This window comes from Pseudomonas sp. R15(2017) (assembly GCF_002112685.1).
GTDB lineage: Bacteria > Pseudomonadota > Gammaproteobacteria > Pseudomonadales > Pseudomonadaceae > Aquipseudomonas > Aquipseudomonas glycinae.
In genome coordinates, this window is sequence record NZ_NEII01000005.1 from 330,758 (window position 1) to 355,445 (window position 24,688).

The 24,688-nt window shown below is 61.6% G+C and carries 22 protein-coding genes; 13 read left to right on the forward strand and 9 right to left on the reverse strand.

From position 1 onward, the window contains the following. The first annotated feature begins 91 nt into the window (after positions 1-91). From lepA to pdxJ, 6 genes are all read left to right on the forward strand, one after another. The gene (gene lepA, locus CAF77_RS13255) at positions 92-1,888 is read left to right on the forward strand and encodes a translation elongation factor 4 (RefSeq protein WP_039769508.1); all 1,797 of its coding nucleotides are present in this window, start codon (positions 92-94) and stop codon (positions 1,886-1,888) included. Between the two features lie 9 nt (positions 1,889-1,897). Next, entirely contained in the window at positions 1,898-2,752 is an 855-nt protein-coding gene (lepB, locus tag CAF77_RS13260) for a signal peptidase I (RefSeq protein ID WP_064382430.1), read from the forward strand. A 182-nt stretch (positions 2,753-2,934) separates the two neighbouring features. After that, the gene (rnc, locus tag CAF77_RS13265; RefSeq protein ID WP_011332589.1) at positions 2,935-3,624 is read left to right on the forward strand and encodes a ribonuclease III; all 690 of its coding nucleotides are present in this window, start codon (positions 2,935-2,937) and stop codon (positions 3,622-3,624) included. Next, on the forward strand, positions 3,617-4,519 hold the full coding sequence (gene era / locus CAF77_RS13270; protein WP_011332590.1) for a GTPase Era: 903 nt from the start codon (positions 3,617-3,619) through the stop codon (positions 4,517-4,519). The genes rnc and era overlap by 8 nt, the downstream gene beginning before the upstream one ends. Positions 4,520-4,686: 167 nt before the next feature. Then, a complete protein-coding gene (gene recO / locus CAF77_RS13275) occupies positions 4,687-5,376 on the forward strand; it encodes a DNA repair protein RecO (protein WP_085654693.1) in 690 nt (229 codons plus the stop codon). Positions 5,377-5,423: 47 nt separating this feature from the next. Beyond that, complete coding sequence (gene pdxJ / locus CAF77_RS13280; RefSeq protein ID WP_085654695.1) at positions 5,424-6,167, forward strand: pyridoxine 5'-phosphate synthase; 744 nt, start codon at positions 5,424-5,426, stop codon at positions 6,165-6,167. A 53-nt stretch (positions 6,168-6,220) separates the two neighbouring features. Here pdxJ and mltF read toward each other — a convergent pair whose 3' ends face one another. After that, entirely contained in the window at positions 6,221-7,681 is a 1,461-nt protein-coding gene (mltF, locus tag CAF77_RS13285) for a membrane-bound lytic murein transglycosylase MltF (protein ID WP_084777029.1), read from the reverse strand. Between the two features lie 285 nt (positions 7,682-7,966). Here mltF and purL point away from each other — a divergent pair, with 285 nt between their 5' ends. Continuing rightward, positions 7,967-11,863, forward strand: coding sequence for a phosphoribosylformylglycinamidine synthase (gene purL, locus CAF77_RS13290; RefSeq protein ID WP_085654697.1), 3,897 nt, complete (start codon positions 7,967-7,969; stop codon positions 11,861-11,863). A gap of 5 nt (positions 11,864-11,868) precedes the next feature. Then, on the forward strand, positions 11,869-12,180 hold the full coding sequence (locus tag CAF77_RS13295; RefSeq protein WP_085654728.1) for a YqfO family protein: 312 nt from the start codon (positions 11,869-11,871) through the stop codon (positions 12,178-12,180). A gap of 68 nt (positions 12,181-12,248) precedes the next feature. Here CAF77_RS13295 and CAF77_RS13300 read toward each other — a convergent pair whose 3' ends face one another. From CAF77_RS13300 to CAF77_RS13335, 8 genes are all read right to left on the reverse strand, one after another. Beyond that, the gene (locus CAF77_RS13300; protein WP_085654699.1) at positions 12,249-12,500 is read right to left on the reverse strand and encodes an EF-hand domain-containing protein; all 252 of its coding nucleotides are present in this window, start codon (positions 12,498-12,500) and stop codon (positions 12,249-12,251) included. A 168-nt stretch (positions 12,501-12,668) separates the two neighbouring features. Continuing rightward, positions 12,669-14,387 carry an N-acetylglucosamine-specific PTS transporter subunit IIBC gene (nagE, locus tag CAF77_RS13305; RefSeq protein WP_085654701.1) on the reverse strand — a complete coding sequence of 573 codons (1,719 nt, stop codon included), beginning with the start codon at positions 14,385-14,387 and terminating at the stop codon, positions 12,669-12,671. Positions 14,388-14,410: 23 nt separating this feature from the next. Continuing rightward, the gene (gene ptsP, locus CAF77_RS13310; RefSeq protein ID WP_085654703.1) at positions 14,411-16,924 is read right to left on the reverse strand and encodes a phosphoenolpyruvate--protein phosphotransferase; all 2,514 of its coding nucleotides are present in this window, start codon (positions 16,922-16,924) and stop codon (positions 14,411-14,413) included. A 35-nt stretch (positions 16,925-16,959) separates the two neighbouring features. Beyond that, positions 16,960-17,982 (reverse strand): SIS domain-containing protein, encoded by a 1,023-nt coding sequence (locus tag CAF77_RS13315; protein WP_139831595.1) that lies wholly within the window; start codon positions 17,980-17,982, stop codon positions 16,960-16,962. After that, positions 17,963-19,069 carry an N-acetylglucosamine-6-phosphate deacetylase gene (gene nagA / locus CAF77_RS13320; protein WP_085654707.1) on the reverse strand — a complete coding sequence of 369 codons (1,107 nt, stop codon included), beginning with the start codon at positions 19,067-19,069 and terminating at the stop codon, positions 17,963-17,965. Before nagA ends, CAF77_RS13315 begins: the two co-directional genes overlap by 20 nt. A gap of 30 nt (positions 19,070-19,099) precedes the next feature. Beyond that, positions 19,100-19,831 carry a GntR family transcriptional regulator gene (locus tag CAF77_RS13325; RefSeq protein WP_085654709.1) on the reverse strand — a complete coding sequence of 244 codons (732 nt, stop codon included), beginning with the start codon at positions 19,829-19,831 and terminating at the stop codon, positions 19,100-19,102. 330 nt (positions 19,832-20,161) lie between these two features. Continuing rightward, positions 20,162-20,677, reverse strand: coding sequence for a murein L,D-transpeptidase family protein (locus CAF77_RS13330; RefSeq protein WP_011332603.1), 516 nt, complete (start codon positions 20,675-20,677; stop codon positions 20,162-20,164). Positions 20,678-20,779: 102 nt separating this feature from the next. After that, positions 20,780-21,331, reverse strand: a complete 552-nt coding sequence (locus tag CAF77_RS13335; RefSeq protein ID WP_011332604.1) for an NUDIX hydrolase — start codon at positions 21,329-21,331, stop codon at positions 20,780-20,782. Between the two features lie 147 nt (positions 21,332-21,478). Here CAF77_RS13335 and CAF77_RS13340 point away from each other — a divergent pair, with 147 nt between their 5' ends. From CAF77_RS13340 to purT, 5 genes are all read left to right on the forward strand, one after another. Beyond that, complete coding sequence (locus CAF77_RS13340) at positions 21,479-22,078, forward strand: CoA pyrophosphatase (RefSeq protein ID WP_064382420.1); 600 nt, start codon at positions 21,479-21,481, stop codon at positions 22,076-22,078. Between the two features lie 47 nt (positions 22,079-22,125). Further along, positions 22,126-22,650, forward strand: coding sequence for a gamma carbonic anhydrase family protein (locus tag CAF77_RS13345; RefSeq protein WP_011332606.1), 525 nt, complete (start codon positions 22,126-22,128; stop codon positions 22,648-22,650). Next, positions 22,647-22,862, forward strand: a complete 216-nt coding sequence (locus CAF77_RS13350; RefSeq protein ID WP_085654711.1) for a DUF1289 domain-containing protein — start codon at positions 22,647-22,649, stop codon at positions 22,860-22,862. Before CAF77_RS13345 ends, CAF77_RS13350 begins: the two co-directional genes overlap by 4 nt. Before the next feature lie 64 nt (positions 22,863-22,926). Continuing rightward, a complete protein-coding gene (locus tag CAF77_RS13355) occupies positions 22,927-23,394 on the forward strand; it encodes a preQ0 transporter (RefSeq protein WP_085654713.1) in 468 nt (155 codons plus the stop codon). Between the two features lie 100 nt (positions 23,395-23,494). Then, complete coding sequence (purT, locus tag CAF77_RS13360; RefSeq protein WP_064382418.1) at positions 23,495-24,676, forward strand: formate-dependent phosphoribosylglycinamide formyltransferase; 1,182 nt, start codon at positions 23,495-23,497, stop codon at positions 24,674-24,676. Positions 24,677-24,688 lie beyond the last annotated feature (12 nt).

The window sequence follows — 24,688 nt, forward strand, 5'->3', positions numbered from 1 at the left end:
CAGGCGAACGTGACGCTTGCGCCGTGTATCAGGTACAATTCCCGGCTATTTTTCGGCGGGCCAAGCCTGCAGCCTTTTTGAGTGTTGATCCGTGAGTGATTTGAGTCATATCCGCAATTTCTCCATCATCGCCCACATTGACCATGGCAAGTCGACGCTGGCTGACCGTTTCATCCAGATGTGCGGCGGCCTGGCCGAGCGTGAAATGGAAGCCCAGGTACTGGATTCCATGGATCTGGAGCGCGAACGCGGGATCACCATCAAGGCCCACAGCGTCACCCTCTATTACAAGGCCAAAGACGGCGTCACCTACCAGCTGAACTTCATTGACACCCCGGGTCACGTCGACTTCACCTACGAAGTCAGCCGTTCCCTGGCGGCCTGTGAAGGTGCGTTGCTGGTGGTCGATGCGGGGCAGGGCGTTGAAGCCCAGTCCGTGGCCAACTGCTACACCGCCATCGAGCAGGGCCTTGAGGTCATGCCGGTGCTGAACAAGATCGACCTGCCACAGGCCGAGCCTGATCGCGTCAAGGACGAGATCGAGAAGATCATCGGCATCGACGCCACCGACGCCGTCACCTGCAGCGCCAAGACCGGCCTGGGTGTCGACGAAGTGCTCGAGCGTCTGGTTGCTACCATTCCTGCGCCAACCGGCAATATCGAAGATCCGCTGCAAGCGTTGATCATTGACTCCTGGTTCGACAATTACCTGGGCGTTGTCTCCCTGGTGCGCGTGCGTCACGGCCGCGTGAAGAAGGGCGACAAGATCCTGGTGAAGTCCACCGGCAAGGTGCATCTGGTCGACAGTGTTGGCGTATTCAACCCGAAACACACCGCCACCGCTGACCTGAAGGCCGGCGAAGTGGGCTTCATCATCGCCAGCATCAAGGACATTCACGGTGCGCCGGTCGGTGACACCCTGACCCTGAGCTCCACGCCGGACGTTCCGGTGCTGCCAGGTTTCAAACGCATCCAGCCGCAGGTTTACGCCGGTCTGTTCCCGGTCAGCTCCGACGACTTCGAGGACTTCCGCGAAGCGCTGCAGAAACTGACCCTGAACGACTCGTCGCTGCAATACACCCCGGAAAGCTCCGACGCACTGGGCTTCGGCTTCCGTTGCGGCTTCCTCGGCATGCTGCACATGGAGATCATCCAGGAGCGCCTGGAGCGCGAGTACGACCTGGACCTGATCACCACGGCGCCGACGGTAATCTTCGAACTGGTGCTGAAAACCGGTGAAACGATTTACGTCGACAACCCGTCGAAGCTGCCGGACGTCTCGTCGATCGAAGACATGCGCGAGCCAATCGTGCGCGCCAACATCCTGGTACCGCAGGAACACCTGGGCAACGTCATCACCCTGTGCATCGAGAAACGCGGTGTGCAGGTCGACATGCTGTTCCTCGGCAATCAGGTCCAGGTGACCTACGACCTGCCGATGAACGAAGTGGTCCTGGACTTCTTCGACCGTCTGAAATCCACCAGCCGCGGCTATGCTTCGCTGGACTACCATTTCGATCGTTACCAATCGGCTAATCTGGTGAAACTGGACGTGCTGATCAACGGCGACAAGGTCGACGCTCTGGCGCTGATCGTGCACCGTGACAATTCGCACTTCAAAGGTCGCCAGTTGACCGAGAAGATGAAAGAACTGATTCCTCGTCAGATGTTCGACGTGGCCATCCAGGCTGCCATTGGCGGTCAGATCGTCGCCCGGACAACCGTCAAGGCACTCAGAAAGAACGTATTGGCCAAGTGCTACGGCGGCGACGTCAGCCGTAAGAAAAAACTGCTTGAGAAGCAGAAGGCCGGTAAAAAACGCATGAAACAGGTCGGCAACGTGGAAATCCCGCAAGAAGCCTTCCTCGCCGTGCTCAGGTTGGAATAGTCAGGTCCTATGTCACTAAATTTCCCGCTGTTGCTGGTCATTGCCGTGTTCGTCTGCGGTCTGTTGGCGTTGCTCGATCTGTTGATCCTGGCACCGCGTCGGCGTGCCGCCATCGCTTCCTATCAGGGCAGCGTCAGCCAGCCTGACGTGGTGGTGGTCGAGAAGCTGAACAAGGAACCGCTGCTGGTCGAGTACGGCAAGTCGTTCTTCCCGGTGCTGTTTATCGTGCTGGTGCTGCGTTCGTTCCTGGTGGAACCGTTCCAGATTCCGTCCGGCTCGATGAAACCGACCCTGGACGTCGGCGACTTCATTCTGGTGAACAAGTTTTCCTACGGGATCCGTTTGCCGGTGATCGACAAGAAGATCATCGAAGTCGGTGACCCGCAGCGCGGCGATGTGATGGTGTTCCGTTACCCGAGCGACCCGAACGTCAACTACATCAAGCGTGTGGTCGGCCTGCCGGGCGATACGGTGAGGTACACCGCCGACAAGCGTCTGTTCGTCAACGGCGAGTCGATTGCCGAACAACTGGTCGGCTCCGAGCCTGGCACGCTGGGCAGTGCGGAACTCTACAAGGAAAAACTCGGCGCCGCCGAGCACCTGATCCGCAAGGAAATGAGCCGCTACCGCGCCACGCCGGACCATACCTGGACCGTGCCGGCCGGGCACTATTTCATGATGGGCGACAACCGCGACAACTCGAACGACAGTCGCTACTGGGATGATCCGAACATTCCCAAGGACCTGCTGGGCATGGTTCCCGACCAGAACATTGTCGGCAAGGCCTTCGCGGTCTGGATGAGCTGGCCGGAACCGAAACTCAGCCACCTGCCGAACTTCTCGCGGGTCGGCCTGATCAAGTAAACAAACACGGCGCTGTTGACCACAGCGCCGAATGCATTTCTGGCGTCGGCACAACCGGCTCCGGGGCATGAAGCCACGATATTCAGGACGTCATTTTTGAACACAGCGTTAATTGTCCCAGGCCTGCGCCGTATCCCGGCGATGGCAGTGGAATCCAGCCACGAACTCAGCGTGGGTAAACCGTGAGCGTTTCTCTAAGCCGTCTCGAGCGTCAGCTCGGTTACACCTTCAAGGACCAGGAACTGATGGTCCTGGCCCTTACGCACCGCAGCTTTGCCGGACGCAACAACGAGCGTCTGGAATTCCTCGGCGATGCGATCCTCAACTTTGTTGCCGGCGAAGCCTTGTTCGACCGTTTCCCGCTGGCGCGCGAAGGCCAGTTGTCGCGTTTGCGCGCACGGCTGGTAAAAGGTGAGACGCTGGCGGTGCTGGCCCGCGGTTTCGATCTGGGCGATTACCTGCGTCTGGGTTCCGGCGAATTGAAGAGCGGCGGTTTCCGTCGCGAGTCGATCCTGGCCGACGCCCTTGAAGCACTGATCGGTGCGATCTACCTCGATGCCGGTATGGAAGTCGCCCGCGAGCGCGTACTGGCCTGGCTGGCCGGCGAGTTCGAAGGCCTGACGCTGGTCGACACCAACAAGGATCCGAAGACCCGCCTGCAGGAATTCCTGCAATCGCGCGGCTGCGAACTGCCGCGTTATGAAGTGGTGGACATCCAGGGCGAGCCGCACTGCCGTACCTTCTTCGTCGAGTGCGAAGTTGTCCTATTGAATGAAAAAAGTCGGGGTCAGGGTGTGAGCCGTCGCATTGCCGAACAGGTAGCGGCCGCCGCAGCACTGATTGCCCTGGGTGTGGAGAATGGCAATGACTGATACAAACGCAACGCGCTGTGGCTATGTTGCCATCGTCGGCCGTCCCAACGTGGGCAAGTCCACGCTGTTGAACCACATCCTCGGCCAGAAGCTGGCGATCACTTCGCGCAAGCCGCAGACGACTCGCCACAACATGCTCGGGATCAAGACCGAGGGCGACGTGCAGGCGATCTACGTCGACACCCCCGGCATGCACAAGGGTGGCGAAAAGGCCCTGAACCGCTACATGAACAAGACCGCTTCGGCGGCGTTGAAAGACGTCGACGTGGTGATCTTCGTGGTCGATCGCACCAAGTGGACCGAAGAAGACCAGATGGTGCTGGAGCGCGTGCAGTACGTGACCGGCCCGCTGATCGTCGCGCTGAACAAGACCGACCGCATCGAAGACAAGGCCGAGCTGATGCCGCACCTGTCGTGGTTGCAGGAACAGCTGCCGAACGCGCAGATCATTCCAATCTCGGCGCAGCAGGGGCACAACCTCGACGCGCTGGAAAAGGTTATCGCCGATCATCTGCCGGAGAACGATCACTTCTTCCCGGAAGACCAGATCACCGACCGCAGCAGCCGCTTCCTCGCCGCCGAACTGGTGCGCGAGAAGATCATGCGCCAGCTCGGCGCCGAGCTGCCGTACCAGATCACCGTGGAAATCGAAGAGTTCAAGCAGCAGGGTGCGACGCTGCACATTCATGCGCTGATCCTCGTCGAGCGTGACGGCCAGAAGAAAATCATCATTGGCGACAAGGGCGAGCGCATCAAGCGCATCGGCACCGAGGCGCGCAAGGACATGGAGCTGCTGTTCGACTCCAAGATCATGCTCAACCTGTGGGTCAAGGTGAAGGGCGGCTGGTCCGACGACGAGCGTGCGCTGCGTTCGCTGGGTTACGGCGACCTGTAACACCGGTTTTCTGCTACACCAGAGAACCCCCTGTGGGAGCGGGCTTGCCCGCGATGAGGATGTAATGTTCGGCAGAGATGTTGAATGTGAATCCGCCATCGCGGGCAAGCCCGCTCCCACATTTGGTTTATGTTGATCTCAAGCCTGCATTCCTCCAGCGAGACACCATGTCCTCAACCCCGCCTCCCGCCCAACCCGCCTACGTCCTCCACTCACGCGCCTACCGCGAAACCAGCGCGCTGGTGGACTTCCTCACGCCGCAAGGTCGGCTGCGGGCGGTGTTGCGCAGTGCGCGGGGCAAGGCCGGGACGTTGGCGCGACCATTCGTGCCGCTGGAAGTGGAGTTTCGCGGCAAGGGTGAGTTGAAGAATGTCGGGCGCATGGAAAGCGTCGGCAACGCGACCTGGATGGTCGGCGAGGCGCTGTTCAGCGGCTTGTATCTCAATGAGCTGCTGATTCGCCTGTTGCCCGCCGAAGATCCGCATCCTGCGGTGTTCGATCATTACGCTGCCACGTTGCTGGCATTGGCCGAAGGGCGGCCACTGGAGCCGCTGCTGCGTTCCTTCGAATGGCGGCTGCTCGACGATCTCGGTTACGGTTTTTCCCTGAATACCGATATCAACGAGGATCCCATCGCTGCGGATGGCCTCTACCGCTTGCAGGTGGATGCCGGGCTCGAGCGGGTCTACCTGTTGCAACCCGGTCTGTTCAACGGCACCGAACTGCTGGCCATGGCCGAAGCCGACTGGTCGGCTCCCGGCGCGTTGTCCGCCGCCAAGCGACTGATGCGCCAAGCCTTGGCGGTGCATCTGGGCGGTCGTCCCCTCGTCAGTCGCGAGCTGTTTCGCAAGCCCTGATCTCGCCGTATGCTGTGCGCCGAATCTTTCCCTTCAGGAGCGCATCCGTGACCACCAGCAATCGCATTCTTCTTGGCGTGAACATCGACCACGTCGCCACCCTGCGTCAGGCCCGTGGCACGCGCTATCCGGATCCGGTCAAGGCAGCGCTGGACGCGGAAGAGGCGGGCGCCGACGGTATCACCGTGCACCTGCGCGAAGACCGTCGGCACATTCAGGAGCGCGACGTGCTGCTGCTCAAGGATGTGCTGCAGACCCGTATGAACTTCGAAATGGGCGTCACCGAAGAAATGATGGCGTTCGCCGAGCGCATTCGTCCGGCGCACATCTGCCTGGTGCCGGAAACCCGTCAGGAACTGACCACCGAAGGCGGTCTGGATGTGGCGGGGCAGGAAGAGCGGATCAGGGCGGCGGTCGAGCGTCTGTCGAAGATCGGCAGCGAGGTATCGCTGTTCATCGACGCCGACGAGCGGCAGATCGCTGCGTCGAAGCGCGTCGGTGCTCCGGCTATCGAACTGCACACCGGGCGTTACGCCGATGCCGAAACACCGACCGAAGTGGCTGAAGAGCTCAAGCGTGTGGCGGACGGCGTGGCCTTCGGTCTGGCCCAGGGCCTGATCGTCAATGCCGGCCATGGCCTGCACTATCACAACGTCGAGGCGGTTGCCGCGATCAAGGGCATCAACGAGCTGAACATCGGTCATGCGCTGGTGGCGCATGCGTTGTTCGTAGGTTTCAAGTCGGCGGTGTCTGAGATGAAGACGTTGATTCTGGCGGCTGCCAAACACTAAGTATCAACATCCTGTGGGAGCAAACTTGCTCCCACATTTGTTTTGGGGATGGGTTAAAGCGGGGCGGGCTCTTGAGCGGGTTTCGACTTGTCGATCCCCGGCACATGCAGATTGCCCTCGGCCACCTGATCGCCTTCAAGCTGCGGCTGGGTCACCCAGGTGAGGATGTCGTAGTAGCGACGGATGTTCGCCACGAAATGCACCGGTTCGCCGCCCCGGGCGTAGCCGTAGCGGGTCTTGCTGTACCACTGCTTCTGCGACAGGCGCGGCAGGATCTTTTTCACATCCAGCCACTTGTCCGGGTTCAACCCTTCCTTGGCCGCCAGTTTGCGCGCGTCATCCAGATGACCGCTGCCGACGTTGTAGGCCGCCAGGGCAAACCAGGTGCGATCCGGCTCCTGGATCGACTCGTCGAGCTGATCCTTCATGTAGGCCAGGTACTTGGCGCCACCCATGATGCTCTGCTTCGGATCGAGGCGGTTGGACACGCCCATGGCCTGAGCGGTGTTCTGGGTCAGCATCATCAGCCCGCGCACACCGGTCTTCGACGTGACCGCCGGTTGCCACAGCGACTCCTGATAGCCGATCGCCGCCAGCAGGCGCCAGTCGACTTTCTCTTTCTTGGCGTAGGTCTTGAAGTGTTGTTCATATTTGGGCAGCCGCTGCTGCAAGTGCTGGGCGAAGGTGGTGGCGCCCATGTAGCCAAGAACGTCGACGTGGCCGTAGTAGCGGTCCTTCAGGCGTTGCAGGGTGCCGTTCTTCTGCACCTTGTCCAGGTAACTGTTGATCTCGTTGAGCAGGCTGTTGTCTTCGCCGGCGGCCACGGCCCAGCTCTGGCTGCGGGCGTCGCCGAGGTCGAAGGCCACGCGGATGTTGGTGAAGTACACCTGGTTCATCGCCACTTCGTTGGAATCGACCAGGGTCAGATCGATCTGGCCTTCGTCGACCATGCGCAGCAGGTCGACCACTTCAACGGCGTCGGACTCTTCGTACTGGATGCCAGGGTATTTCTGTTTCAGCTCCGCCAGTTGTTCGGCGTGGGTGCTGCCCTTGAGCACCATGATCTTTTTGCCCACCAGATCGCCGGCGTCGGTGGGGCGCGACTGGCCGTTGCGATAGATGACCTGCGGCGTGACTTCGAGGTAGGAGCGGGAGAAGCGCACCTGCTTCTTGCGCTGTTCACTGCTGACCAGACCGGCAGCCGCCAGTACCGGGCCGTTCGGCTTGCCGACCTGGTTGAACAGGTCGTCGAGGTTGTCGGCGGTCTCGATCTTCAGCTCGACCCCCAAATCGTCGGCGAAGCGCTTCACCAGCTCGTATTCGAAGCCGGTTTCACCGCTGCGATCCTGAAAGTAGGTGGCGGGGCTGTTTCGGGTGACCACCCGCAGCACGCCATCCTCCTTTACGCGCTCGAGTGTGTTGGGTTTATCAACACAGCCACTGAGCATCAGGAAGAGTCCGGTAGCGATCAGCCATTTGGCGTATCGCGGACGCAAAGCCGTTGGGGAAAACATGTGCGCAGTATACGCAAAGGACAACGGGCGCCATATCTCGACAGTGGCGGGGTTGTCTGCTAGGCATCACAAAACCGCGCGAAACCCCGCAGAAACGGGCCCGAAAGGCATTTTGTGACAGAAAAAATAACCCGCCTTGCGACACCTCATAAATTTGACCCTCAAGGCAGGAACACCACTCGACATCCGGGTGCAACCGTGCGTAGCGTTTCGGGTGATGTTGAGGGCGGTTTAGGCTAGAATGCACGGCCTCAAAGCACACCCCTTCCCGAGGCTGTCCCGAAGATGTTGATCCTGCGCGGCGCTCCTGCCCTTTCTGCCTTTCGCCACAGCAAACTCCTTGAGCAACTGAGCCAGAAGGTTCCAGCTGTCAGTGGCCTGTATGCTGAATTCGCTCACTTCGCCGAAGTCACCGGCGTCCTGACCGGCGACGAACAGCAGGTGCTTGCGCGCCTTCTGAAGTACGGTCCAAGCGTTCCGGTTCAAGAGCCGACCGGTCGTCTGTTCCTGGTGTTGCCGCGTTTCGGCACCATCTCGCCATGGTCGAGCAAGGCCAGCGACATCGCCCGCAACTGTGGCCTGAGCAAGATCCAGCGTCTGGAGCGCGGCATCGCGTTCTACGTCGCCGGCCAGTTCAGTGAAACCGAAGCGCAGCAGATTGCAGACGTACTGCATGACCGCATGACGCAGATCGTTCTGGCCAACCTCGAGCAGGCCGCCGGTCTGTTCAGCCACGCCGAACCGAAGCCGCTGACCGCCATCGACATCCTCGGCGGCGGTCGCGCCGCGCTGGAAAAAGCCAACGTCGAACTGGGCCTGGCCCTGGCCGAAGACGAGATCGATTACCTGGTCAACGCCTTCAACGGTCTCAAGCGCAACCCCCACGACATCGAACTGATGATGTTCGCCCAGGCCAACTCCGAGCACTGCCGGCACAAGATCTTCAACGCCAGTTGGGATATTGACGGCGAGAGCCAGGAAAAAAGCCTGTTCGGCATGATCAAGAACACCTATCAGATGCACAGCGAAGGCGTGCTGTCCGCTTACAAGGACAACGCTTCGGTGATCGTCGGCAACGTCGCCGGCCGCTTCTTCCCGGATCCGGAAACCCGCCAGTACGGCGCGGTGCAGGAGCCGGTGCACATCCTGATGAAGGTTGAAACCCACAACCACCCGACCGCGATCGCACCGTTCCCGGGCGCGTCCACCGGTTCCGGTGGCGAGATCCGCGACGAAGGTGCAACCGGTCGTGGCGCCAAGCCGAAAGCCGGCCTGACCGGTTTCACCGTGTCGAACCTGCAGATCCCTGGCTTCGAACAGCCGTGGGAAGTGCCGTACGGCAAGCCTGAGCGCATCGTCAACGCGCTGGATATCATGATCGAAGGCCCGCTGGGCGGCGCTGCGTTCAACAACGAATTCGGTCGTCCGGCCCTGACCGGCTACTTCCGGACCTTCGAACAATCGATCACCACTCCGCACGGTGACGAAGTTCGCGGTTACCACAAGCCGATCATGCTGGCTGGCGGCATGGGCAACATCCGTGAAGAGCACGTCAAGAAAGGCGAGATCGTTGTCGGCTCCAAGCTGATCGTGCTCGGCGGCCCGGCGATGCTGATCGGTCTGGGCGGCGGCGCTGCTTCCTCCATGGCCACCGGCACCAGCTCGGCGGATCTGGACTTCGCTTCGGTTCAGCGTGAAAACCCTGAAATGGAACGTCGCTGCCAGGAAGTCATCGACCGTTGCTGGCAGCTGGGTGACAAGAACCCGATCAGCTTCATCCACGACGTGGGTGCGGGCGGTCTGTCCAACGCCTTCCCGGAACTGGTCAACGACGGTGACCGCGGTGGCCGTTTCGAACTGCGCAACATTCCAAACGACGAGCCGGGCATGGCCCCGCACGAAATCTGGTCCAACGAATCCCAGGAACGTTACGTTCTGGCAGTCGGCCCGGCCGACTTCGAGCGCTTCAAGGCGATCTGCGAACGTGAGCGTTGCCCGTTTGCCGTTGTCGGTGAAGCCACCGCCGAGCCGCAACTGACCGTGACCGACAGCCACTTCGGCAACAACCCGGTGGACATGCCACTGGAAGTGTTGCTGGGCAAGGCCCCGCGCATGCACCGTTCGGTGGTTCGCGAAGCCGAGCTGGGCGATGACTTCGATCCGTCGAGCCTCGACATCGGCGAAAGCATCGAACGCGTCCTGCACCACCCGGCCGTGGCGAGCAAAAGCTTCCTGATCACCATCGGCGACCGCACCATCACCGGCCTCGTGGCCCGTGACCAGATGGTCGGCCCCTGGCAGGTTCCGGTGGCCGACGTTGCCGTCACTGCCACCAGCTTCGATGTCTACACCGGTGAAGCGATGGCGATGGGCGAGCGCACTCCGCTGGCGCTGCTGGACGCTCCGGCGTCAGGCCGCATGGCCATCGGCGAAACCATCACCAACATTGCCGCCTCGCGCATCAACAAGCTCTCCGACATCAAACTGTCGGCGAACTGGATGTCCGCTGCCGGCCATCCGGGCGAAGACGCGCGTCTGTACGACACCGTGAAAGCGGTCGGCATGGAACTGTGCCCTGAGCTGGGCATCACCATCCCGGTCGGCAAGGACTCCATGTCCATGGCCACCCGCTGGAACGACAACGGCGAAGACAAGACCGTCACCTCGCCAATGTCCCTGATCGTGACCGGTTTCGCGCCAGTGGCTGACATCCGTCAGACTCTGACTCCGGAACTGCGCATGGACAAGGGCACCACCGACCTGATCCTGATCGACCTCGGTCGCGGTCAGAACCGCATGGGCGCCTCGATCCTCGCGCAGGTTCACGGCAAGCTCGGCAAGCAGGCGCCGGACGTCGACGACGCCGAAGACCTGAAAGCCTTCTTCGCGGTAATCCAGGGCCTCAACGCCGACGGTCACCTGCTGGCGTACCACGACCGTTCCGACGGTGGTCTGCTGACCTCCGTGGTGGAAATGGCCTTCGCCGGTCACTGCGGTCTGAGCCTGAACCTGGACAGCGTTGCCGAAAGCTCCGCTGAAATCGCCGCCATCCTGTTCAACGAAGAACTGGGTGCCGTGATCCAGGTTCGCCAGGACGCCACCCCGGACATCCTCGCCCAATTCAGCGCTGCCGGTCTGGGCGACTGCGTGTCGGTGATCGGTCAGCCGATCAACAACGGTCAGATCAACATCACCTTCAACGGTGACACCGTGTTCGAGGGCCAGCGTCGTCTGCTGCAACGTCAGTGGGCCGAGACCAGCTACCAGATCCAGCGTCTGCGCGACAACGCCGACTGCGCCGAGCAAGAGTTCGATGCGCTGTTGGAAGAAGACAACCCGGGCCTGAGCGTCAAGCTGAGCTACGACGTCAACCAGGACATCGCCGCGCCTTACATCAAGAAAGGCATCCGCCCACAGGTTGCCGTGCTGCGTGAGCAGGGCGTCAACGGTCAGGTGGAAATGGCGGCAGCGTTCGACCGCGCCGGTTTCAACGCGATCGACGTGCACATGAGCGACATTCTGGCCGGCCGTGTCGACCTGAACGAGTTCAAAGGTCTGGTGGCCTGCGGTGGTTTCTCCTACGGCGACGTTCTCGGCGCCGGTGAAGGCTGGGCCAAGTCCGCACTGTTCAACAGCCGTGCCCGCGATGCGTTCCAGGGCTTCTTCGAGCGTAACGACAGCTTCACGCTCGGCGTGTGCAACGGTTGCCAGATGATGTCCAACCTGCACGAGCTGATCCCGGGCAGCGAGTTCTGGCCGCACTTCGTACGCAACCGCTCCGAGCAGTTCGAAGCGCGCGTGGCGATGGTTCAGGTTCAGGAATCGAACTCGATCTTCCTGCAGGGCATGGCCGGTTCGCGCATGCCGATCGCCATCGCTCACGGTGAAGGCCATGCCGAATTCGAAAGCGAAGAGGCACTGCTCGAAGCCGATCTGTCCGGTTGCGTGGCGATGCGTTTCGTCGACAACCACGGCAAGGTCACCGAAGCCTACCCGGCCAACCCGAACGGTTCGCCGCGCGGGATCACCGGCCTCACCAGCCGCGACGGTCGCGTGACGATCATGATGCCGCACCCGGAGCGCGTGTTCCGCGCCGTGCAGAACTCGTGGCGTTCGGAAGACTGGAACGAAGACGCACCCTGGATGCGTATGTTCCGTAACGCTCGTGTGTGGGTGAACTAAGCGCTGTGTACAAGCTCGCGTTTTTTGTTCCCGACAGTCATGTCGAGGTGGTCAAGGAGGCTGTATTCGCTGCCGGTGGTGGGCGGATCGGTGACTATGACCACTGTGCCTGGCAGGTGCTTGGATCTGGTCAGTTTCGGCCTTTGGACGGGAGTCAGCCGTTCGTGGGTGAGACGGGGCGGGTTGAGCAGGTCGAGGAGTGGAAGGTTGAACTTGTTGTTGGTGATGAGTTGATTCGTGGGGTGGTGGCGGCATTGAAGGCTAGCCATCCTTACGAGACGCCGGCTTATGAGGTTTGGCGGTTGGAGGATTTTTGATCCGGCAGCCGCAAGAAAAAACCGCTGACCTTGACGGGGCAGCGGTTTTTTTTTGTTCAGTATCCGGACTACAGATCTTTGACATAGTCGGCAAGAAACTCCATCCAGCTGATTTTGCCATCGGCGTTGGGGTTCACTTCTTTCATCAGGGCCTTGAGGTCTTCTGGCGTCAGATAGGGCTCTAGGGCTTTTCGAAATTCGGTGGTACTCAATGTGCCGTCACCGTTGGTGTCGTAACGTTCGAAATCTTTCCTCGCGCGCTCCAGTTGTGCTGCAGTCAACTGCTCTTCAAGCGATTTGGTTTTGGCTGACTTTCCCATGGCTACCTCGTCCTGTTTCGTTTCAATGATGAATCGAGAAGGCGACGGCTACGTTCAAAGTACTGCCCTTCCGAGATGAAACTAAATGCAGGTGGATTGACCGTCAACTGTCAGACCTGACAGTTGACGGCACATGCATTTTAGGGAGCATGGGGGGGCGGCTATCGCTCAGACCTTTGCACTCACCTCACTCCGATTAACCAACCCCTCAAGCGCCGCACTCAAACTCTGCGCCCGATCCCCCACCAGCAAGTGCCACACGCCATCCTCCAGCGCGCTCACGCCCAAACATCCAAGCTCTTTCAATCGGCTTTCCGACAGCGCTTTGCCATCGGCCAGTTGCAGGCGAATCCGGCTCATAGCGATGCAGTCGAGTTGTAGCACGTTGTCGCTGCCGCCCAGGGCGGTCAGCCATTGTTGGGCCTGGGGCGCGGAGACGGCGACGAGCTCGCTGGTTTCGACGACGGCGACAGGAGCAGTCGTCGCTGCGGCTCGGCCCAATGCGGGCATCGCCAGGCGGATTTCGTCGGCAATGCTGTCGGCCATCGGCCCGACAACCACCTGCAGGCTCCCGCTCTTGCCCGGACGTACCACGGCCATTGCGCCCAGTGCTTTCAAGTCCGCATCGGAGGCTTTGTTGCGATCAACCATTTCCAGTCGCAGTCGCGTGGTGCAGGCGCCGACGGTGAGCAGATTCTCGGCACCTCCCAAGGCTTTTATGTACGCAGCGGCGCGCTCGTTTTCTGTCAGCACGGATTTCTCGGCAGTGGCGACGTCTTCACGTCCCGGGGTTTTCAGGTTGAAGCGGCGGATGCAGAAATCGAACACCGCGTAGTAGATGACCGCATACGCAAGGCCTACCGGTACCACCAGCCAGCCGTTGGTCGAGCGTCCCCAGCCCAGCACCATGTCGATGAAGCCGCCGGAGAAGGTGAAGCCCAAGTGGATGTTCAGTGCGTTGGTGATTGCCATCGACAGGCCGGTCAGCAGCGCGTGCAGCAAAAACAGCAGCGGTGCGAGGAACATGAAGGCGAATTCGATCGGTTCGGTGACGCCGGTGAGGAACGCGGTCAGGGCCATCGACAGGAAGATCCCGCCCATGACTTTGCGCCGCTCCGGCAGGGCGTTGCGGTACATCGCCAGGCAGGCGGCGGGGAGGCCGAAGATCATGACCGGGAACATGCCGGTCATGAACTGGCCGCCCTTCGGATCGCCGGCGAAGTAGCGGGACAGGTCGCCGGTGACCAGTGCGCCGGTGGTCGGGTCGGTGAAGTTGCCAAACACGAACCACGCCATGTTGTTGAGGATGTGGTGCAGGCCGGTGACGATCAGCAGGCGGTTGAACACGCCGAACACGAAGGCGCCGAAGCTGCCGCTTTCCATCAACAGGGTGCCGAAGCTGTTGATGCCGTGCTGGATCGGCGGCCAGATGTAGCCGAACAGCACGCCCAGGCCGACTGCGCTGAATCCGGTGACGATGGGCACGAAACGCCGGCCGCCGAAGAATGCCAGGTACTCCGGCAGCTTGATGTCCTTGAAGCGGTTGTACAGCGCGCCGGCCATCAGGCCGCTGACGATCCCGGCGAGCATGCCCATGTTGATGCTGGCGTCGAGCACCTTGAGGGTGGAAATCATCACCAGGTAACCGATCACCCCAGCGAGGCCGGCGGTCCCGTTGTTGTCACGGGCGAAACCGACCGCGATGCCGATGGCGAAGATCATCGCCAGGTTGGCGAAGATCACCTGGCCGGCGTCGTGGATGATCGCGATGTTCAGCAGGTCGGTGTCGCCCAGGCGCAGCAGCAGGCCGGCGATCGGCAGGATCGCGATCGGCAGCATCAGCGCGCGGCCGAGGCGTTGCAGGCCTTCGATGAAGAGTTGGTACATGGCGTTTGTCCTTGTTGTTTTTGTTAGCGCAGAGGCCAATGTTGATGACAGGCATGACGCACCGCAGCGGCGCTGCTCAGCTTGAGCAAGTCCCGGGCGAGGCGTTGGCATTCGGCTTCGTGCAACTGGCGCACGCGGTCCTTGATTTCGCCGATCTGTACCGGGCTCACCGACAGTTCGCTCACGCCCAGGCCGATCAACACCGGCGTCGCCAGCGGGTCCGAGGCGAGGGCGCCGCACACGCCGACCCAGCGTTTATGCACCGCCGCGCCTTCGCAGGTCATGGCGATCAGGCGCAGCAGCGCCGGGTGCAAGGCATCGACCCGCGCGGCGAGGCCGGCGTGATCGCGGTCCATGGCCAGGGTGTATTGCGACAGGTCGTTGGTGCCGATGGACAGGAAGTCGGCGTGCTCGGCCAGTTGTTCAGCCTGCAATGCAGCGGCCGGGACTTCGATCATCACGCCGATTTCCGGTCGTTGATTGATGCCCAGCTCCAGACACAGCGCATCGACCTGCTGGCGGATGTGCAGCAGTTCGTCGACTTCGGTGACCATCGGCAGCAGGATCCGGCAGCGCTGCAACGGGCTGACTTGCAGCAGTGCGCGCAGTTGCTGGTCGAGGATTTCCGGGCGGGCCTGGGCCAGGCGAATGCCGCGCAGGCCGAGTACCGGGTTGGCTTCCACGGGCAGCGGCAGGTAGTCGAGTTGTTTGTCGCCGCCGACGTCGATGGTGCGGATGATCACCGACTTGTCGCCCATGGCATCGATCACAGCTTGATAGGCGGCGCGTTGTTCTTCGACGTCCGGCGCAGTGTGGCGATCGACGAACAGGAACTCGGTGCGCAACAGGCCGACGCCGTCGGCGCCGTTGGCAAATGCATCCGCCGCTTCATGGCTGGAGGCGACGTTGGCGACCACTTCGATGGCCACGCCGTTGCGGGTTTCGGCTGGCAGATGGGCCTGAGCTTGCTGGGCGTCGCGCCGTTGTTGGCGGTCGATCTGCGCTTGTTGGACTTCGGCCAGACGCTCGGCATTCGGCGTCAGTTCGAGGCGACCGCCGTCGGCGTCGAGGACCACCGATTGGCCTTGCGCTTGATCGAGCAGCGCCGAGCCCAGTGCAACGATGCACGGCAGGCCTTTGCCCCGGGCCAGAATCGCCACGTGGGAAGTCGCGCCACCTTCGGCCATGCACAAACCGGCGACGCCTTGCGCGCTCAGTTGCAGCAAATCCGAAGGCGTCAGTTCGTGAGCGGCGACGATGGCGCCGGCCGGCACGTCGTAATGCCAGGCTTCGCCGAGCAGGGCGCGCAGCACCCGTTGCTTGAGGTCGCGCAGATCGTTGGCGCGCTCGGCCAGCAGCGGGCTGCCGGTGTTTTGCAGCACTTGGCATTGCGCATCGATGGACTGGCTCCAGGCGTGAGTCGCCGCCGTGCCGGTTTCAATCGATTGCCGGGCGGCGTCGAGCAGGGCCGGGTCTTCCAGCAAGGCCAGGTGCGCAGCGAAGATGGCTTCTTCGTCGGCATTGCGCTGTTTTTTCGCCTGGGCGAGGGTGCCGTCGATTTCGCTGCGAACCTGATTCAGCGCCGTGTCGAGAATCTGTAGTTGTTGCTCGGGCTGATGATTGCTGCTGTCGGCTGGCAGGCTGATCGCGTTCAGGCGAAACAGCGGCCCGCCGACCAGACCCGGTGCGGCGCACACGCCGTGCAACACGCCGGCCTCGGCCGGGCGATTGCGTGGAGTGGCGGCAAGCGGTGCAGCGGCGTGATGATCCTCCGGCAGGGCTGTTGCCAGCGCGGTGAGCAAGGCTTGCAACGCAGCCTGTGCGTCCGGACCCTGGCAACTGACCTGCACTTCGTCCTGTTCGCCAATCGCCAGGCCCATCAAACCGATGAGGCTGTTGCACGGTGCCGATTTGCCGGCGAAATGCAGCTGCGACTGGCTCTTGAACCCTTGCGCTGTCTGGCGGATCAACGCCGCCGGGCGCGCATGCAGACCGCCGCGATGGGCGACCTGCACGTGACCGTGAACTTGCGGGCCGCCGAGTTCTTCTGTGTTCGCCGCTGCGCTGTGACGAGCGACGATGTGCAGCAGCGGTTCGCCGACCTTCACCGTTTTCAGGGTGATGGGGCGCGCCTGGAAATCCTGGCTGTTGGTCAGGATCAGCAGGCTGACCAGGCTTTTGCACTGGCGGCCGACCTTGTCCAGGTCATAGCGCAGCAGCGGCTGGCCATTGCTGACCCGCGCGCCTTCCTTGACCAGCATCGAGAAGCCTTCACCCTGCAACTCCACTGTGTCCAGACCGAGGTGCAGCAACAGCTCGGCACCGTTGTCGGCGCGCACGGTCAGTGCATGGCCGGTGCGGGCGACGTGGATCACCACCCCGGCGCAGGGCGAATACAGGGTGTCGTTCAGCGGATCAATGGCAATGCCGTCGCCCATCGCGCCGCTGGCGAACACCGCGTCCGGGACTTTGGCGAGCGTGAGCACCGGGCCGCTGAGCGGGGCGCTTAAAGTCAGCTCTTTATTGTTGTTGTGCATGGCTCGGTCTCATCAGGAAAACGTTCGGTTCGGACTCAGTGCGTACGGGTGACTTTGCTCAGGTGTCGCGGCTGATCCGGGTCCATGCCACGGGCCACGGCCAAGGCGGCCGCCATCACGTAGAAACTCTGGATCGCCAGGATCGGATCGAGGGCCGGGTGCTCGGCACGGCTGAGGGTCAGGTCGCGTTCGCTGACGTCATCCGGCGCAGCCAACAACACGCGGGCGCCGCGCTGACGCATTTCGGCTGCCAGGCTCAGCAGGCCGGCCTGTTCGGCACCGCGTGGGGCGAACACCAGCAGCGGGTAATGTTCGTCGATCAGGGCCATCGGGCCATGGCGGACTTCGGCGCTGCTGAAGGCTTCGGCCTGGATCGCCGAGGTTTCCTTGAATTTCAGCGCGGCTTCCTGGGCGATGGCAAAACCGGCGCCACGGCCGATCACCATCAACCGCTCGCAATCGCGCAGGGCGTCGATGGCCGGGCTCCAGTCCTGTTGCGCAGCTTCGCGCAGGCCTTCGGGCAGGGCGTTGTGCGCCTCCAGCAATTCGGCGTCTTCTTTCCAGTGCGCGATCAGACGGGCGCTGGCGCTGAGGGTGGCGATGAAACTCTTGGTCGCGGCGACGCTGCTTTCGGTGCCGGCCAGCAATGGCAGGCTGAATTCGCACGCAGCCTCCAGCGGCGAATCGGCGGCGTTGACCATCGACACACTGAGCGCGCCACGCTTGCGCAACAGGCGCAGGCTGTTGACCAGATCCGGGCTCTGGCCCGACTGGGAAAACGCGAACGCAACCTGACCGCTGACCTTCAACGGCGCCTGTTGCATGGTCACCACCGACATCGGCAACGACGCCACCGGTACGCCGAGTTGCTGCATGGTCAGGTAGGCGAAGTAGCTCGCGGCATGGTCGGAGCTGCCACGGGCAACGGTCATCGCCACTTGCGGTGGCTGACGGCGCAGGCGTCCGGCAATCTCGATCATTGAGCCATCGAGCTGTTGCAGTTGGGCTTGCACGGCCTCGAACGAGGACAGCGCCTCCTCAAGCATTTTTGAAGTCAATGTCTTCTCCTTCGACCATGACGGCGGTCAGTGTGAGTGAGCGATCCAGCCGCACGCAGTCGGCCCAGGCGCCGGGTTGCAGGCGCCCGCGTTCGGTGATGCCGAGGTAGTCGGCGGGGAATTGCGAAAGACGTTGCGAAGCCTCGGCGATCGGCAGACCGATTTTCACCAGATTGCGCAGGGCCTGATCCATGGTCAGGGTGCTGCCGGCCAGGGTGCCGTCGGGCAGGCGCACGCCGCCCAGGCATTTGGTGACGGTGTGGCTGCCGAGCTTGTATTCACCGTCTGGCATGCCGGCGGCGGCGGTTGAATCGGTGACGCAATACAGGCACGGGATCGAGCGCAGAGCCACGCGGATCGCGCCGGGGTGTACGTGCAGCAAGTCCGGAATCAGTTCCGCGAATTTGGCGTGGGCGAGGGCCGCGCCGACGATGCCCGGTTCGCGGTGATGCAGCGGACTCATGGCGTTGTACAAGTGGGTGAAACTGGTGGCGCCGGCTTCGAGGGCGGCGACGCCTTCCTCGTAACTGCCGAGGGTATGACCGATCTGCATGCGGATGCCACGGCGGCTCAGTTCACGAATCAATCCGTCATGGCCGGCGATTTCCGGGGCGATGGTGATCACCCGGATTGGCGCGAGTGCCAGATAGTCTTCAACTTCGGCCATCAACGCGGTGTGGGCAAAGTTCGGCTGGGCGCCGAGTTTGCCGGGATTGATGTACGGGCCTTCGAGGTGAACGCCGAGGACTCGGGCGGCGCCTTTCGGACGCTGCTCGCAGAACTCGCCGACCTCCTTGAGCACGCTGGCAATCTCGGCACTCGGCGCGGTCATCGTGGTGGCGAGCAGCGAGGTGGTGCCGAAGCGCACATGGGTCTTGGTGATGGTCTCGAACGCGCTGGCGCCTTCCATGATGTCCTTGCCGCCACCGCCGTGGACGTGCAGGTCGATGAAACCCGGCAGCAGATACGGCAAGTCATTGGTCGCCGGATCGCAAGGCTCGCCTTCGATCGACACGACTCTGCCGTGTTCGTGGATCAGCCGGCCGCGAATCCAGCCGTCAGCGGTGAGGATGTTGTCTTCGGACATTTCGCTTCTCTCGTTTGGCCTGGCTGCTGATCAGCGGCGAAGCTCTGCAACAAAGTCGTAGTAGTCGTTGCGGCAATAGGTGTCGGTGACTTCGATCGGCGTGTTGTCTTCCAGGTAGCCGACCCGGGTCATCAGCAGCATCGCGGTGCCGGGGGCGATGCCGACGAGTGCGGCGAACTCGTCCGAGGCGTTGATCGCCTGGATGTGCTGCAAGGCGCGCACGATCGGTTTGCCGATGCTGTCGAGGTGTTCGTAGAGGGAGTCGCCCACCACCTGTGGCTTGGGCATGATCGAGGCGGGCAGGGTGCTCATCTCGATGGCCATCACCGTGTCGTCGGCTTTGCGCAGGCGTTTCATGCGCGCGACCTTGTCGTTCGGCGACAGGCCGAGGCGGATCAGTTCTTCGTGGGTCGGCAGGGTGATTTCCCGCTCCAGCCATTGCGAGCCGGGCACGAAGCCCTTGAGACGGAGCATTTCGCTGAAACCCGACAGACGCGACAGCGGTTGTTCGAGGCGTGGAGTGATGAAGGTGCCGGAGCCTTGCAGGCGGCGGATCAAACCTTGATCGAGCAGCACTTCCAGCGCTTTGCGCGCGGTGACCCGGGAAATCCCCAGCATCTCGCTGAGATTGCGCTCCGAGGGCATCGCCTGTTCGGCTTTCCACTGGCCGGCATGGATCGCCGCTTCCAGGTTGCGCGCCAGTTGCAGGTACAGCGGCGTCGGCTGGGAGTCGTCAGGGCGCAGGGCGTGGAGATCGTTCATGCAGGCACTTCCGGAGCTGATATTGGAATGTTGTCGCTCGCTGTTTCGGCGAAAACTAATACCACTTGCATACCATGTCAACGCGGCGGAAATGCCTGTAGGCCCATGGCTCAGAAGGTTTCAAGGTGGGTGGTTTCAAGTGGTATTAGAGGTGCGCTGTAAAACGCAAAAAATCGCGGTCTGCGGCAGTTCTGGCGAGTGAAAGTGGTATCACCGTTCAGACGTTGCCGCAGGCGGCGATCTTTTGAATTTATTTTTTACGGGCGACCAATGGTCAGGAGAAAGGGCCGTTTTAAGGCCCCTCGGGAGCGTGCTCCCTGGATGACAGAATCAGGGGCGGATTTCGATCATCGTGCCGTCCGGCACCAGGTTCCAGACTTCGCGCATGTCGACGTTGCGCATGGCGATGCAGCCGTCGGTCCAGTCCAGGGTGTGGAACAGTTGTTCGGGGTTGTCCTCGGAGTCCGGCGTGCCGTGGATCATGATCATTCCGCCAGGCTCGACGCCTTCGCGGCGGGCGCGGGCGGAGTCGCTGATGTTCGGGTAGGAGATGTGCATCGACAGGTTGAATTTTTCGCTGGTCTTGCGCCAGTCGATCCAATAGAAACCTTCCGGTGTGCGTTTGTCGCCTTCAATCAGCTTCGGGCCTTTTTTCGCGCCTTTGCCCAGGGAAATGCGATAGCTCTTGAGGGGCTTGCCGTCGGCGATCAACTGCAGTTGATGGGCCGATTTGAGCACCAGTACTTTTTCGATGAGCGGGGTGTTCGAAGGCGTCACGGTGGTCACGAATGACGCTTGGGAGACGGTGACGAACGACAGGCAGAACAGGGCAAGCAACCAGCGCATTGAAACGATTCCCCAGAAATGAAGCAGATACTTTATTTATAGATAGTGTGCAGGCGCTGTCGCGGTCTGCGTCAGCCGGTTATCGGCCGGCCGCCGTCGAAATCAAGTGATGGCCGGTTGAGCGAGTGGCGGGATCGATTCGGAGCGAACCGGATAAACCTCGACACGCCGGTCAGCGAAGAAGCATTCCAGGGTACGGCCCACCGTGCGGAAAGCCAGTTCGTCCCAAGGAATGTCTTCCTCGTCGAACAGTTGCACTTCCAGGCTTTCGGGGCCGGCGGCGAAGTCCAGATCCGCCAGCTCGGCGCGGAAAAACACATGCACCTGACTGATGTGCGGCACGTCGATCAAGGTATAGATGCTCAGGTTGCGCACCCGGGCGCAGGCTTCCTCGGCGGTTTCGCGGATGGCGGCCTGTTCGATGGTCTCGCCGTTCTCCATGAACCCGGCGGGCAGCGTCCAGTAACCGAGACGTGGCTCGATGGCGCGGCGGCACAGCAGGACTTTGCTGCCCCAGGTCGGTACGCAACCGGCCACGATATTGGGGTTCTGATAGTGAATCGTCTGACAGCTGTCGCAGACGAATCGCAGCCGCGAGTCGCCTTCGGGAATGCGCTGGGTCACCGGGTTGCCGCAGTGGCTGCAAAATTTCATGCTGGGGTTCCTGAATGCTGCGCCTATCTTGGCGTGCAGCGGTGTCAGTCGGCAAGTTGTCGTTTCGCGACATGACCGCCGTTCGGGGCTTGGGCGGTCGCAATGATTGGTGCATGATGCAGGGTAAGGCACCGATCGAGAACACTTATGCTGGACGAGCTACTGCACCGGGTAAGCAATCACACGCCGCGCACGCTGGAGACCGACACGCGTTTCCCCGAGGCCGCTGTCCTGGTGCCGATTACTCGCAGTGACGAACCCGAACTTGTCCTCACCCTGCGCGCCAGCGGGCTCTCGACCCACGGCGGCGAAGTCGCCTTCCCCGGTGGGCGACGCGATCCCGAGGACCCGGATCTGGTGTTCACCGCCCTGCGTGAAGCCGAAGAGGAAATCGGCCTGCCCCCGGGACTGGTCGAAGTGATCGGTCCGCTCAGCCCGCTGATTTCCCTGCATGGCATCAAGGTCACGCCGTATGTCGGGGTGATTCCGGATTTTGTCGAATACCAGGCCAATGATGCCGAGATTGCTGCGGTGTTCAGTGTGCCGCTGGAGTTCTTCCGCAAGGATCCGCGCGAACACACTCATCGCATCGACTACCAGGGTCGCAGTTGGTACGTGCCGAGCTACCGTTACGGCGAATACAAGATCTGGGGGCTGACGGCGATCATGATCGTCGAGTTGATCAACCTGCTCTATGACGCCAAAATCAGCCTGCATCAGCCGCCTAAAAGCTTTATCAACACCTGAAGCCATCGCTCGAATGGCCAGCCATCGTGAGCCCTGAGGAAAACAAGATGAAATACCGCTTGGGCGACGCCCGTGTCGAAACCCATCCGCAGAGCTGGGTCGCCCCCAACGCCGTGCTCGTGGGCAAGGTCAGACTGGAAGAGGGCGCCAACGTCTGGTTCAACGCCGTGCTGCGCGGCGACAATGAACTGATCCTGATCGGCAAGAACAGTAACGTCCAGGATGGCACTGTGATGCACACCGACATGGGCTATCCGCTGACCATCGGCACCGGCGTGACCATCGGCCACAACGCCATGCTCCACGGCTGCACGGTCGGCGACTACAGCCTGATCGGCATCAACGCGGTCATCCTCAACGGCGCGAAGATCGGCAAGAACTGCATCATCGGCGCCAATTCGCTGATCGGCGAAGGCAAGGAAATTCCTGACGGTTCACTGGTGATGGGCTCGCCGGGCAAGGTCGTGCGCGAACTGACCGAGCAACAGAAGAAGATGCTCGAAGCCAGTGCTGCGCACTATGTGCATAACTCTCAGCGCTATGCGCGCGATCTGGTCGAGCAGGAAGAATGACAACCCCGGAAAGACCTGTCGCCTCGCCGTGCGTGAGCATTTGCGCGCTGGACGAAGACGACATTTGCACCGGTTGCCAGCGCACGGTCGAGGAAATTATTCGCTGGAGCCGGATGACCAATGATGAGCGTCGGGTTGTACTTGGGCTGTGTCATGAGCGGGCAAAGGCCAGTGGCCTGGTCTGGATGATCGGCAAAACGCCGGGGCAATAGCCGATTTGATTGGCGTCATCGAAGGGCTGAAGTAACCTGTGCGCCAAATTGACAGGTCACGCCCATGATTTTCCTCATCGCTTACATCAGCAGCGTCGTGCTGATCAACTTCGCCTTCTCTACCGCGCCGCACCTGGACATCATCTGGTCGGCCTGGGGCGGGTTGGTGTTCGTGCTGCGCGACATGGTACAGACCCGTTTCGGTCATGGCGCGATCGTGGCGATGCTGGTGGCACTGGTGCTGTCCTATGTCACATCCGATCCGTCGATTGCGCTGGCCAGTGCCACGGCATTCGCAGTCTCCGAGTGCATCGACTGGCTGGTGTTCACCATCACCAGGCGCCCGTTGCGCGACCGGTTGTGGATCAGCTCGGCGCTGAGCATTCCCCTCGATACCTTCATCTTCTTTGGCATGATCGACCTGCTGACGCCGCCGGTGCTTATCACTGCTCTGGCCTCGAAGTTCGCCGGTGTTACCGCCGTCTGGCTGATCATGGCCTGGCGCGAACGCAAACAGGCTGTCGCCAGCTGAAGCCAAACCCTCAGGTTCATGTAAAATGCCGCGCTTTCTCCCCATGGAAAGCGCGTCTGGCGTTGCTTTCCTCGATGATCCGCTTCTTTGAGGACCTGAGATGACCCGTATCGGAACTCCATTGTCGCCGACCGCGACCCGCGTATTGCTGTGTGGCTGTGGTGAGTTGGGCAAGGAAGTGGTGATCGAGCTGCAACGCCTGGGCGTTGAAGTGATCGCCGTTGACCGTTACGCCAACGCGCCGGCCATGCAGGTTGCCCATCGCAGCCACGTGATCAACATGCTCGATGGTGCCGCCCTTCGTGCAGTGATCGAAGCCGAGAAGCCGCACTTCATCGTGCCGGAAATCGAAGCCATCGCCACTGCCACGCTGGTCGAACTGGAGGCCGAAGGCTTCACCGTGATCCCGACCGCTCGCGCCGCGCAACTGACCATGAACCGCGAAGGCATCCGTCGTCTGGCTGCCGAAGAGCTGGACCTGCCGACTTCGCCGTACCACTTCGCCGATACCTTCGAGGACTACAGCAAAGCCGTTGAAGACCTGGGTTTCCCGTGCGTCGTCAAACCGGTGATGAGTTCGTCGGGCAAGGGCCAGAGCCTGCTGCGCAGCGTCGATGACGTGCAGAAAGCCTGGGATTACGCCCAAGAGGGCGGTCGCGCCGGCAAAGGTCGCGTGATCATCGAAGGTTTCATCGATTTCGACTACGAAATCACTCTGTTGACCGTGCGTCACGTCGGCGGCACGACGTTCTGTGCGCCGGTCGGCCACCGTCAGGAGAAGGGCGACTATCAGGAATCCTGGCAGCCACAGGCCATGAGCCCGGTGGCGCTGGCTGAATCCGAGCGTGTAGCCAAAGCCGTGACCGAAGCATTGGGCGGTCGTGGTCTGTTCGGCGTCGAGCTGTTCATTAAAGGCGATCAGGTGTGGTTCAGTGAAGTGTCGCCACGTCCACACGACACCGGTCTGGTAACCCTGATTTCCCAGGACCTGTCGCAGTTCGCCCTGCACGCCCGAGCCATCCTCGGCCTGCCTGTGCCACTGATCCGTCAGTTCGGCCCATCGGCTTCGGCGGTGATTCTTGTGGAAGGTCAGTCGACCCAGACTGCATTCGCCAATCTTGGCGCTGCGCTGAGTGAACCGGATACCGCTCTGCGTCTGTTCGGCAAGCCTGAAGTCAACGGTCAGCGCCGCATGGGTGTGGCACTGGCCCGTGACGAATCGATCGAAGCCGCTCGCGCCAAGGCGACCCGTGCTTCCCAGGCGGTCGTTGTAGAGCTGTAATCTCGCAACCTG